A 12,174-nucleotide genomic window follows, 5' to 3' on the forward strand; every position below is an offset into this window, starting at 1 on the left:
TATTTTGGAGGCCCCAATGGACGCTAAAACAACCGCAGAACAAATTCGAGAGACGATAGACAAGCTGTTTCTGGACGCTGGATATGCGGCGCCTGAGCTGCTAGAATACATCGAGAAATTAGAGCGAGATACGGATCAGATGCAGCAAACAATCAAAAAATTAAAGCTCGATGCGGTAAGAAAAGCATCCGCAGCAGCAGGTATGAACAGCCGCTTGAAGGATGCCCTGCGCGAATAGCAGGATGCCGAAACACAACATCTAGATCGGCGAATTGCCGCAAAGGCTGGACTGAACCTACCAGAAATTCGCAGAATCAATCTGTTATTTCTGATTACAACAATTCATGATATGTCGATTATGCTCATTTTTTGACATAAGCCAAAACAAAGGGGCTGTCCCAAAAGGTTATATACCTTGGGCTACCACTCAAGGTTTATAGCTTTTTGGACAGCCCTTTCTATAAGGCCTTCTTTGTATGAGCTCATATCTGCTCATTTTCTTGGAAATAGAGCTAATTTCTAGCTCTATTTCTTCAAAAGTAAGCCAAGTTGGTGGAATAGAGCTAGTTTCTAGCTCTATTTCGCTCTTCTATCCTCATAAGAGCTCGTATCTACTCGTTTTCTTAGAAATAGAGCTAATTTCTAGCTCTATTTCTTCAAAAGTAAGCCAAGTTAGTGGAATAGAGCTAGTTTCTAGCTCTATTTCGCTCATCTATCCTCATACGAGCTCATATCTGCTCATTTTCTTGGAAATAGAGCTAATTTCTAGCTCTATTTCTTCAAAAGTAAGCCAAGTTAGCGAAATAGAGCTAGTTTCTAGCTCTATTTCGCTCATCTACTGCCTTTCTATTTCACAGCAGCAAAAAACAACCGCTCAGACTCGCTGTCTGCTGGCTTCAGCTCGAAATCTGCATAACGATCAACCGATTGAAAGCCTGCGCGGCGCAAAGCTGCCTCTACCCAATCAGGATCATAGGCGCGCTGCACATGCGTTTCTTCAAATCGACTAAACTTCGAGTCGTGCTCACGCGCAAAAATCGTAAGGCTATGCTCAATCTCACATCGTTCCTCTTCAAAGTCGCATGTCCATATATAGGCGACATCCTTCTCATCAAGCACAAAGGGCTGTTCCTCTGCATAACGAATCAGCTGCTTTGGAGGATGCATGTCGAACAAGAATGTCCCCCCGCTGCGCAAACCTGAATATGTAGAACGGAAAGCAGCCTCGATATCGGACTCCTCTGTCAAATAGTTCAAGCAGTCACAGAATGATATAACGGCGTCAACCGGCTCCTGAAGCTCCCATTCCCGCATATCCTGTTGAAGCCACCTTATGGTGCCTGGACGCGGCCGTGCAAGCCCCTGCGGCGTCTCATCCCATTTGCTGCGGGCAACCGTCAGCATGTCTGAAGACAGGTCGATTCCATAAACATGGAAGCCTGAGCGGGCAAGCGGAATCGATATATTTCCGGTTCCGCAGCCTAGATCAACAACCGAAGCCGGCATGCCATAACGCGACCAGCCAGCTCTTGCAAAGCCAAGCCATTCCGCATACGGCATGTCCTCCATCAGTTGATCATAAACCGTCGCGAACTGACCATAGGAGCGCGTCATTGACCCTCAGCTCCTTCATTGGATGAACGGTTAACCTCCGATTGCTGATCTGTTTGTTCGGGCGAATCAGCCGCAGCTTCTTCCGCCAGATACGTCCAGCTTCCCTTTTGCGTAACAAGCCTCTCGCGCATCAGCTTCCCAATGGCGCGTTTGAAAGCACCTTTGCTGATTCCGAACTTCTGCTTAATAATATCGGCATCCGTCTGATCGGAATACGGCATCCCGCCACCCGGACGCTCTTTGAGAAACGCAAGAATGCGATCCGCATCCTCGAGTCTTCCGATTTCTTTGCGCGGCGCCATCGATAGGTTCGCTCTGCCGTCTTCGCGTATATAGGTTACGCGGGCACCGACACGCTCGCCAAGACGAAGCGGACGAGTTCTCTCGGAGCTTGGAATATGTCCATAGACGCCAAAGCCGACTACGCCGCCGTCAATAATGACGAATGAGCCGATTTGCAGCGTTTTTGTAACCCAGCCTTCCACCCATTGATTATTCCAGCTTGTAGGCGCGGGAAATACGAGCTCGGAGAGCTCTTCTTCGAACGCAATTTTGGCAACGAGTCTGCCGATTTTATCATGCTTCATCACGACAAATACCTCGTCACCTGGAAGCGGTCTGTAATCGATGCTCTCTGGAAGCTCCGAGAGAGGAAGCAGCAATTGTCTGCCTAAACCCATTTCCAGAAAACAGCCAAGTCGCGGATGCACGTCTGCAACCTGCAAGCGTGCAAGCTCACCGAGCTGCAAGAACGGTTTCTTCATCGTTGCCGCTAATCGATCCTCCGAGTCGTAGAACAGAAACGCTTCTACCGTATCGCCGATTTTCGGCTTGGAGCCCACGAGCTCCGTATAGTGCATAAGCACATCAGATTCCCCGTTGGTCAAGAAATAGCCATAGGGTGAAACCTCGCGGTCCACCTTAAGCATTTCTGTCGTGCCTGCTACAAAACTCATGCGAATTCCACAACCTTCGCATCCGACCAAAGCCGCTCAATATTATAGTATTCGCGCTCATCGCGATGGAATACATGTACGATAACATCGCCAAGATCGATCAAAACCCATCTAGCGGTATCCATGCCTTCAATACCGCGGATGCGAGCACCGTTTTTCTCCGCTTGCTTTCTAACTTCAGTCGCGATCGCCTGTACTTGCGTATCAGAGTTACCGCTGCATATAACGAAGTAATCCGCAACTAAAGAAATCTCCTTTAAATTTAATGCAATAACGTTGACCGCTTTCTTGTCTTCTGCTGCATCAACCGTAATTTGAAGAAGTTTATCTGAATGTAGCGCCATAGCTCAGCCTCCAGTAATTGTATTGTTTGATTCTAATAACGCATTCCGCGCTTCGATCGTTAATGGAAATATACGTTTTCCCTTTTCCAGCAAAAAAGTGATGGTCGAATTAAAGCCTGCTAGAAGCGCCTGCTCTAAATGCTGCTCACTTAGCTCGCGGATGATATTTACGCCTGGAAAGTCTCGTCCTGGCTCCATATAATCGGCCAAGCACACAATTTTCTCGAGCTTCGACATCTCTCGCCGACCAGAGGTGTGATACCGAATTGCATTGAGAACATCGGTATCTGTTACGCCATACTCGTGCTCGGCCACCCAAGCCCCAACTGGAGCATGCCAAAGCTCTTTATCGTAAAGCAGCAGCTCGGACGGCAGGTTTTTATCGCGAATCATTTCCTCCATGCGCCCGGTTGGCCAGTATTTAGCTACATCATGAAGGATGGCAGCAAGCTCCGCGCGAACGGGATCCTCGCCGAAACGCTTCGCTAGCAGGATAGCTGTATCCATGACGCCTTGAGTATGAAGCCATCTGCGCTCCGGCATTTGTGCCTTCACTTTCTCAATCATTTGCTCACGCTTCATACAGGCTGTTCCTCCTCATGTAGCTATAGACGCGATCCGGCACCAAGTATTGAACCGACTTCCCAGCTTTCACCTTGCCTCTGATAGCCGTCGATGAAATTGGGATGGCCGGCATTGGAATGAGCTGAACCCGTGCTTGTATAAATGCCGGAAGCGCATCAAGATTTATCGGATCGCCAGGGCGCTCCACTCCTATGAAGCTGACCTGATTCGCCAACTGCTCAATCTGGTGCCACTGGGGCAGATCATTGATCCGGTCAGAGCCGATAATGTAGAAGAATGTATGGTCTGGATAACGATGCTTCAGCTCCATGATCGTATCATAGGAATAGCTTACCCCACCGCGCTGCAATTCAATGTCGAGCGCTCGAAAAGCCGAATTGCTTTCCAGCGCTTCACATACCATCTCATAACGCTGCTGGCCGCTGACTCCCGGCTCATTCGCTTTGAGTGGAGGAGCATAGGAAGGTATAAACCAAACCTCATGCAGATCACATTGCTCGCGCGCTGTTTCTGCTGCAATTAAATGCCCGATATGGATAGGGTCGAATGTTCCGCCCATGATGCCTATTCTACTCACACGCATCGCTCCTTCCATCTTAAGAGCGAGAAGTGTATGAATTCACGCTCTTCTCTAGGTTTTGAGTCCAACGTCTTACCTCTTATTTGCGAGCTGGCTTAGGCAGCTCAATTTGTTTGTAGTCTTTGGATTCTTTATAGAGGACAATCGTTTTGCCGATAACTTGTACAAGCTCAGCGCCTGCTGCTGCCGCAACCTCAACACCGATTTCTTTAGGATCGTCAAGGCAATTGTTCAAGACAGATACTTTAATAAGCTCACGAGTTTCAATCGCCTCTTCGATGTGACGAACGAGGTGGTCGTTTGTGCCGCCCTTGCCAACCTGGAAGATCGGTGTTAAATGGTGAGCCAATGATCGTAAATAACGTTTTTGTTTACCTGTAAGCATGTTAAGTGTTCCTTCTTTCATCAAATAGTTCGTCTGTTTTATTATTATTGAAAATAGAGCTGTCAGCCTTGCAGCGAAGCTAGAACGGTCTCGCGCATCGCAGCTGCAGGAGCAGGCTGGCCTGTCCAATACTCAAAAGCATAGGCGCCTTGATAAATAAACATGCCTAAGCCGCCGTGAATACGGCAGCCGCGCTGCTCAGCTTGCTGTAGAAACTTTGTTTTTAATGGATTATAAATTAAATCGCTTGCCACTGCGCCTGGTTTCAGCCATGCAGCGTCAATAGGCGTTTCGTCCGTATTTGGAAACATCCCGACAGATGTGGTATTAATGACAATATCCGCCTGCTGACACGCAGCCTGCAGCGAATCATTGGAAACCGCTTCAATATCCACCTTGTCACGGAAGGCAGCTGCCAGCTCGGTCGCTCGCTCAATGGAACGATTGGAAATCGTAATATGAGCCGGCTTCTCGCTGATGAGTGCATACAGGATACCACGGGCCGCCCCGCCTGCGCCGATAACGACAATTCTCTTGCCGGCTAGGTGAGACTCCGCTTCTTCCTTCAATGATCGAACATATCCGATTCCATCCGTATTATAACCGATAAGCCGTCCATTATCGTTGACAATCGTATTGACTGCACCAATAGCGGCTGCTCCGGCATCAATATGATCCAATACGCTCATAATGTCCAGCTTGTGAGGTATCGTAACGTTTACACCTCGAATGCCCATGGCTCTTACCCCGGCAGCGAAATCAGCTACATGGCCGCTCGTTATATGAAATGCGGCATATACGCCATTAATTCCAGTTTCCCGGAAAGCCCGGTTCATCATAATAGGCGATTTCGAATGCCGAATGGGATCGCCGATTACTCCGAACAATATCGTATTGCTGTCAATATGATGTCCTGCACCTGAAATCGTCACCGTGAGTTTTCCCCTTCCAAGCTTGTTAAATCATGGAGTCGCGAAGCATGACCTTAACGCCTTTCGGCGCATAAATATCAAGCAGCGCTCCCCCTGTTCCATTCACTTGAATCCAGCCAAGACCGGAGATGAACACATCTTTGTTCTCGCCGCGCTTCACCCGAAGGGAATGTCTTGTCCACGCAGGAATAGTCTCAAGCTCCTCAAGCGTAGGTCCGCCCAGCAATTGGCCGCGGTGATCGGCATAAAGCTCATCAGCCCGCTCCAGTTTGGTACGGTGGATATTCAATGCATTGGATATATAGAAAGTAAAGGATTGGCGATCGCCTTCCACGAAATCAAATCGGACCAGACTGCCGATGAACAATGTCTGGCTTGAGTTTAATTGATAAACGAGCGGCTTAATCGGCTTGTCCGGCAGAAGGGAGCCTAGGAAGCTGCGCGGTACTACCTCCGTCATCCGTGATGAATAAACAATTCCCGGCGTATCAATAATCGCTTTATCATCATCCAGCGGAATATGGACAGCGTCTAGCGTCGTTCCCGGATAGCGGGAGGTTGTAAGTTCGCGCTCCATATCGCTATAATCCCGTATAAGACGATTAATTAATGTAGATTTGCCTACGTTCGTAGCACCGACTACATAAACATTACGACCATTCCGATACTTATCAAGCGCTTCGATAACATGCTCAAAGCCCATGTTCCGCTTCGCGCTGCAAAGCACAACATCAACCGTGCGAAGCCCTTCTTCCTTAGCCTGCTTCTGTACCCAGTTCCGCAGCCGATTCACATTCATCGCTTTCGGAAGCAGGTCGATCTTATTTACAACGAGCAATACCGGATTATTCCCGACAAAACGCTGCAAGCCAGAAATTAAGCTTCCCTCGAAATCATATAAATCAACGATATGCACGACTAGACTATCCGTGCTTCCAATGCTTCCAAGCAGCTTCAAAAAGTCGTCCTGATCGACCGCAACCGATGATGCTTCATTATAATTGCGAATGCGGAAGCATCGCTGACATATAACCGGCTCACGTCCCATTGCCGATTCCGGCAAATATCCTGCCCGCTCAGGATGCTCAGACTGCAGTTGTACCCCGCAGCCTGCGCATGATGAAGATGCCTGACTAAGTTGTTGTTCCTTCACTTTGTTTCCTCCTCATACCATAACCCTTTTTTTCTAAGACGTACTAATGCGAACCTTTCGATTCTACGATTTACACGTGTCATAACGCCTTCATCAGCCGGCGCAATCGGTGTGACTAGAATCGTATATAGTCCCATTCGATTTCCGCCAAGCACATCGGTCAGCATTTGATCGCCGATAACAACCGTTTGTTCCGCCGGAAGCTTCAGTATAGCTAGAGCTTTGCGGAACGCTTTGCCTGCTGGCTTGCGAGCTGCATGAATATAAGAAATATTCAGCGGAACAGCAAACTTTCCAACACGGGTTTCATTATTATTAGAAACGATAACAACCTCGAAGCCTCGCGAGCGCACGTAATCAAGCCACTGCACAAGCTTAGGCGTTGCTAACGCCTCTTTAGCACCGACAAGCGTATTATCTAGATCCGTAATGATGCCGCGTACGCCTCGCGCGTGCAGCTCATCTAAATTTATTTCATACACCGTATTCACGCGCATGTGCGGCAACAGCCGTTCAAACATAATCGATATCCCTCTGCTTTCTGCCTGCTATCTTACGAAACTATACCATACAAACTAAATTTGTTGCAAAAAAATACCGCTGCCAATTTCACTGGCAGACGGTATTTGTTCCATAAGTCGCTTCGTATATCATCTCATCTGATGGCAGCTATCATCGCAGCTCCTCAATAAGCGATTTAACCTTAGCAGCAAAGCGGTCAACATCCTCCGCTGTGACAATCATTGGGCTGTACTTGGCTTGCTCAAAACCGTCAAGCACCCATCTGAAATCTTCACGCAGCCTCTTCTGGCTTTGCGACCAGCGCAGTACAGCTTCACGTAATGTTTCATGCTCCTGCCTTTCCATTCCGCGCTTCTTACACATACGGAGCAGCTTCTGTGTCTCAAACACGATTTGATCGTTTGGCGTATAAGAGCCATGTCGAATTCTGCGCCATGATGCAATCAGCTGCTTGCGGCGTACGATGAGCCAAGCTGCTGCTGCAACAGCCAGCAGAGAAGCACTGCTCCACGCCCATAGCCTCGAGTTAAAGCTTCTTCCGTTGGCTGCGGCTGCGGACTCATCTCCGTCTTCTATAACCGTATCAGGAAGAGCCGCTTTCTCCTCTTCCGCATAGGAGTAAGGGAACGAGAAGCCTGCGGTTGCTTCGAACGGAATCCAACCGAATCCCTCGAAATATATTTCGACCCATGAATGCGCGTCAGAATTTCGAACCGTATAGGTACCAGCGCCTTTTGGGTTCATATCTTCCTCCATGAAACCGCCGGGTGGCCCGTATGTACTGGCCGGAAGCACGCCTGGAGCAAAGCCCTTTACCCATCTTGCAGGCATGCCTAGACTTCTTGCCATGATCGCCATTGAAGTGGAGAAGTAGTCGCAATAGCCTTCCTTAAGCTCAAATAAAAACGTATCCACGAAATCAGAAGTCAAACCGGTAATTTTCTTTGTGTCTGGCTTATTATTGTAATTGAAATTAAGTCTTAGGTACTGCTCTAATAATCTGGCCTTATCATAATCATTAGTTCCTTCTGCAGTTACTTGCTCGGCTAATTCCTTGACTCGTGCCGGCATAGAGGCAGGTATTTGCAAGTAATATGAATTGTCTGCAGCTTCGTCCTTATTCGCCCAGCCAGCTTGCGATTTTCTTAATGCATCCTCATCCAGCACAGGCACCATCGAGGTCAAGGAGTAAGCTTCCGGATATGTTTTATTTTTCATCGACCAATTAAGCAGCCTAAGCTCCCAAGAGTCAGCTTCCCATATCAAGTCCTGCCTCATCGCGACTTCATCATTGTCTATCCAATTTACTTTCGATACAGGCGCAGCAGCGAATAATACAGGATATACATCCTTACGGATCATCGTCACGATCTGATCGATTTGAAGCGTTCCTGCAACAGGCTCCTCCACTATAGGGAAGGCAACCCCTTTCTGTACGGCAACAATGGTCGAAGGCGTATCAGATCCACTTGCGTTGATCCAACCATTACCTGTATAGAAAGCTTTCGTCTCACCGCGCCAATAGCTGCGATGGGAGGTGGAAACCGTCATCATCGGTGAATAATCATAATCGAAGCCGCCGCCAAGCGCCTCATCGCTTCTGCTGTAGCCTGAGCTCGCATTACCTTTATTGAGAGAGGATTGGCTCTCTGAGCCCTTATCCCCCAGAAACACTTGCACCCTCTCGCCCTTGGATTCTTTCCACATCGTATAAGGATCCTGCAGAACCGGAGCAAGAGACGGCATGCTGAGCCCTACTGACATCAGCACTGTAAGGACTAAAGCGACCGGCAGTATTAATTGCAGCGGATATTCAATGAGTTCCTTAAAGCTGCTCGGATGCTCACGCTGCAGCTTTGATATGTGGCTTGCCGCAAGCCAAAGCAAACCTATAAATACGATCATTCCCACTTCATCCCAAAGCCAGATCGGCGTAAACGAATCAGCAACTGTAAGCGATACAAGGCTAACCCCGATTAATCCGAACATGCGCACCCGAGTAGTTGTCCAAATACCAAATAGAACATACAACGCAAGCAATGCAGCGCTGATCCATATAAACGGATGAAGCTGAACGGCATGCACCTGCAGCCACCACAGCCAATCCTGCCATCGATCAACCTTGCTTATGATCCAGTCCATTCTTGCGAACTTGATCGTAATAAATAAGCTGGCAATAATCTGAAGCAAAATCTTAACAAACTGACTTCGGAGTGGCAGCAAAATATCGATAGCAACAGCTGTAAAGATCGTAAAGTAGGCGATTTGGTAGGTTTCTTTCCACCAAAAGCCTTCGAAAACCGCAATCATATTTGCCAAAATAACACCGATGAAAATAAATACTAGTTTTTCATACCAATTAGCAGATAAATAACGGATTAGCTTCATTAGCATATGCTTCATGCAATTCCGCCCCCTTCCAACACAGCAGGGAGATCCTGAAGCTGGCGAATTTCAAATACGAGCCAGCCTCGTTCATTCATGACATGCTTCCATGATGTTTGATGGCTCAGAAGATCTATTGAAGATGAAATATGAAGCAAACATGGCGTCAGCCCTCTGCGAGAGAGCCATTCCATACTGCGGATAACATCTGCGCCTGAATCAGGCGAAATCACAATGGCAAAGCTGCCTTGCTCCAGCATGGAATCCGCCCGCTTCAGTGAAGCAGAAAGCGAATGGGAAGCATCGGCATCAACAAAGGTCAAATGCTTCATAATAAGGTTGCGTTGGTCCATGCCTGCTTTCGGAGAGAACATCGTTATTTCCTTGCCAATAGAGACCAGCCCCATCGCCGTATCGCCTTTTAAACCGTTCTCCAGCAAGGAAGCGGCCGCGGATACTGCAACCTCGAAACGGGTAGCCACTTCACCGCCGTATCCGTCATGGTTTCGGTCAAGTATGACAATGGTACGCGGCAGTGATTCCCTCTCGAACGCCTTAGACTTCCACTCCCCAGTCTTAGCTGTAGCGTTCCAATGCACGCGCGACAAGCGATCTCCGTACAAATATTCTCGAACACCGTTAATTTGCGTCGTTTCCTTCGCAGAACGCGATGCGATTGCATGCGAATATGGACCGCGAATGCCGCGTTGAACTCCGTTCCATTGCCTCAGCGACACCGTCTGAGGGAGAACGCTAAATACCGTATCAGACCCAAATTTCCCTTTATGCTCAAACAAACCGAACACATCATAGGTTACGCATTCCGTATGCTTGAAACGATATTCACCGCGCTGCAGCGGAGGAGTTTGATAGACCACCTGGCCTCCGCGCTTCCAATTCGGTACAAAAGTAGTTTCAAAAGCTAGTTTTTGTCCGTTATGGCGATACAGCAAATCTCGCACAAGTACATAAGGAATAGGATAATAACCGGGAATCTTCATTTGCAAGCTTACATCCAACGAGCTGCCTGCGAATAAAGACTGCTCATGCGCTGCTGCTCCTGAAGCGGTATAGGCTCTGTGCCCGTTCACTCTATGAATGCCGCTCCATCGTCCGAGCAGCAAATAAATAAGCAGCAAATTGAGGATCATAAAGAGCATAATAGCGGTCTTCCCGCCTTGGAATAATAAATAGAATAGACTGGTTATATAAATAACAGCGACAAGCTGCCAACGCAGCTTTGTTGATTTCATGGCTGCCATCGGACTAGCGCTCTAGCCGAACCGGCACTTTCGTAGATTGCAGCACCTGCGAAATAATATCCTCCGCTCGAAGTCCATTCATCCTTGCTTCCGTCCTTAACAATAATCGATGCGAAAGCACATAAGGTGCCAGCTCCTTCACATCATCGGGAGTTACGAACTGGCGCTGCTGAATATAGGCACTCGCCTTAGCCGCTCTTGTCAACGCCAGCGCCGCACGCGGGCTAGCGCCCAGCATGACGCTTGCATGCTCCCTTGTCCCGCGAACTAACGATACTAAATATTTCCCTACCGCGTCATCGATATGTACTTGCTCTACCTGATCCTGAATATGGATCATATCCGATATGTTTATCATCTGTTCGATACGATCAGATGGATGTATTCCTTCATTAGATAGCACCATGCGCTGCTCGTCGGATTCACTTGGATAGCCGAGCGACAGCTTCATCATAAAGCGGTCAAGCTGTGCCTCAGGAAGCGTATAGGTTCCTTCAAATTCAATTGGGTTCTGCGTAGCAAGCAGAACGAAAGGCTGCGGCAGCTCATAAGTGTCGCCATCCACGGTCACATGGCCTTCCTCCATCGCCTCCAGCAGAGCCGATTGCGTCTTTGTTGTTGCTCTATTAATCTCATCAGCTAATAGAATATTAGCCATTACAGGACCCGGTCGGAATAAGAACGTCTCTTGCTTCGGATGATAAATAGAAACGCCTGTAATGTCTGTAGGAAGCAAATCAGGGTTACATTGAATACGGCGGAACTGACCTCCGATGGACTTAGCCAAAGCCTTCACTAATTGGGTTTTTCCAGTGCCAGGCACATCTTCAAGCAGTACATGTCCGCCTGCGATAACGGCAATAAGCAGTCTCTGGATTTCTTCCTGTTTGCCAAGGATACAAGTTTCTAGGTTTCGTAGAATCGTAGAACATAATTGCATGTCTGCAGGACGAATATCCATTTCATAGCCTCCCGAAATAATGCTTGAATTCAAACTACAATACTACTAGTTTACAGTACTTCCTCTACGCTGCACAAACGATTTCGTTCCAAAAAAAATTGGAAGATCCTACAGGATCCTCCAAAATAATGAGAAGTATTAGCCTTTCGGCCTGACTACCAGCGCGGCCAGAAAGGAGAAGATGATAGCTGCCGAAATACCAGCGCTCGTCACCTTGAATATTCCCGAAATAACCCCTATCCAGCCCTGATCATGAAGCTCGGTCAAGGCGCCGTGCACAAGCGCGTTGCCAAAGCTCGTTATAGGCACTGTGGCGCCTGCGCCTGCAAACTTGACTAAAGGTTCATATAAATTGAAGCCGTCGACGATAGCCCCTATTACGACTAGTGTAGACATCGTATGCGCAGGAGTCAGCTTGAATACATCAAACATAAGCTGCCCGAGCACACAAATACCCCCACCAACTAGAAAAGCCCACACAAAAATCATAAATGC

14 protein-coding genes are annotated in these 12,174 nt (G+C 48.1%); 1 reads left to right on the forward strand and 13 read right to left on the reverse strand.

The window, feature by feature from the left end; translation table 11 throughout:
* The first annotated feature begins 16 nt into the window (after positions 1-16).
* Entirely contained in the window at positions 17-238 is a 222-nt protein-coding gene (locus tag CEF13_RS19205) for a hypothetical protein (protein WP_102713056.1), read from the forward strand.
* A gap of 608 nt (positions 239-846) precedes the next feature.
* Here CEF13_RS19205 and CEF13_RS19210 read toward each other — a convergent pair.
* The 13 genes from CEF13_RS19210 to spoVAE form a co-directional block, all read right to left on the reverse strand.
* Positions 847-1,614 (reverse strand): class I SAM-dependent DNA methyltransferase, encoded by a 768-nt coding sequence (locus CEF13_RS19210; protein ID WP_102713058.1) that lies wholly within the window; start codon positions 1,612-1,614, stop codon positions 847-849.
* Entirely contained in the window at positions 1,611-2,570 is a 960-nt protein-coding gene (locus CEF13_RS19215; protein ID WP_102713059.1) for a CvfB family protein, read from the reverse strand. Before CEF13_RS19215 ends, CEF13_RS19210 begins: the two co-directional genes overlap by 4 nt.
* On the reverse strand, positions 2,567-2,914 hold the full coding sequence (rsfS, locus tag CEF13_RS19220) for a ribosome silencing factor (RefSeq protein ID WP_102713060.1): 348 nt from the start codon (positions 2,912-2,914) through the stop codon (positions 2,567-2,569). The genes CEF13_RS19215 and rsfS overlap by 4 nt, the downstream gene beginning before the upstream one ends.
* A 3-nt stretch (positions 2,915-2,917) precedes the next feature.
* Entirely contained in the window at positions 2,918-3,496 is a 579-nt protein-coding gene (gene yqeK / locus CEF13_RS19225) for a bis(5'-nucleosyl)-tetraphosphatase (symmetrical) YqeK (protein WP_102713062.1), read from the reverse strand.
* On the reverse strand, positions 3,486-4,082 hold the full coding sequence (gene nadD / locus CEF13_RS19230; protein WP_102713064.1) for a nicotinate-nucleotide adenylyltransferase: 597 nt from the start codon (positions 4,080-4,082) through the stop codon (positions 3,486-3,488). Before nadD ends, yqeK begins: the two co-directional genes overlap by 11 nt.
* Positions 4,083-4,158: 76 nt before the next feature.
* Entirely contained in the window at positions 4,159-4,464 is a 306-nt protein-coding gene (gene yhbY / locus CEF13_RS19235; RefSeq protein WP_102713066.1) for a ribosome assembly RNA-binding protein YhbY, read from the reverse strand.
* Between the two features lie 62 nt (positions 4,465-4,526).
* Entirely contained in the window at positions 4,527-5,396 is an 870-nt protein-coding gene (aroE, locus tag CEF13_RS19240) for a shikimate dehydrogenase (RefSeq protein ID WP_244917098.1), read from the reverse strand.
* A 25-nt stretch (positions 5,397-5,421) separates the two neighbouring features.
* Positions 5,422-6,549 (reverse strand): ribosome biogenesis GTPase YqeH, encoded by a 1,128-nt coding sequence (yqeH, locus tag CEF13_RS19245; protein WP_102713068.1) that lies wholly within the window; start codon positions 6,547-6,549, stop codon positions 5,422-5,424.
* Entirely contained in the window at positions 6,546-7,070 is a 525-nt protein-coding gene (locus CEF13_RS19250; RefSeq protein WP_102713070.1) for a YqeG family HAD IIIA-type phosphatase, read from the reverse strand. Before CEF13_RS19250 ends, yqeH begins: the two co-directional genes overlap by 4 nt.
* Positions 7,071-7,221: 151 nt before the next feature.
* Positions 7,222-9,474: a DUF4129 domain-containing transglutaminase family protein gene (locus CEF13_RS19255; protein ID WP_102713072.1), complete on the reverse strand. Its 2,253-nt coding sequence runs from the start codon at positions 9,472-9,474 to the stop codon at positions 7,222-7,224.
* The gene (locus tag CEF13_RS19260; protein ID WP_102713074.1) at positions 9,471-10,718 is read right to left on the reverse strand and encodes a DUF58 domain-containing protein; all 1,248 of its coding nucleotides are present in this window, start codon (positions 10,716-10,718) and stop codon (positions 9,471-9,473) included. Before CEF13_RS19260 ends, CEF13_RS19255 begins: the two co-directional genes overlap by 4 nt.
* 4 nt (positions 10,719-10,722) lie before the next feature.
* Positions 10,723-11,679: an AAA family ATPase gene (locus CEF13_RS19265; RefSeq protein ID WP_102713076.1), complete on the reverse strand. Its 957-nt coding sequence runs from the start codon at positions 11,677-11,679 to the stop codon at positions 10,723-10,725.
* 138 nt (positions 11,680-11,817) lie between these two features.
* Positions 11,818-12,168 carry a stage V sporulation protein AE gene (gene spoVAE / locus CEF13_RS19270; protein ID WP_102713078.1) on the reverse strand — a complete coding sequence of 117 codons (351 nt, stop codon included), beginning with the start codon at positions 12,166-12,168 and terminating at the stop codon, positions 11,818-11,820.
* Positions 12,169-12,174 lie beyond the last annotated feature (6 nt).

This window comes from Paenibacillus castaneae, assembly GCF_002884445.1.
Classification (GTDB): Bacteria; Bacillota; Bacilli; order Paenibacillales; family Paenibacillaceae; genus Pristimantibacillus; species Pristimantibacillus castaneae.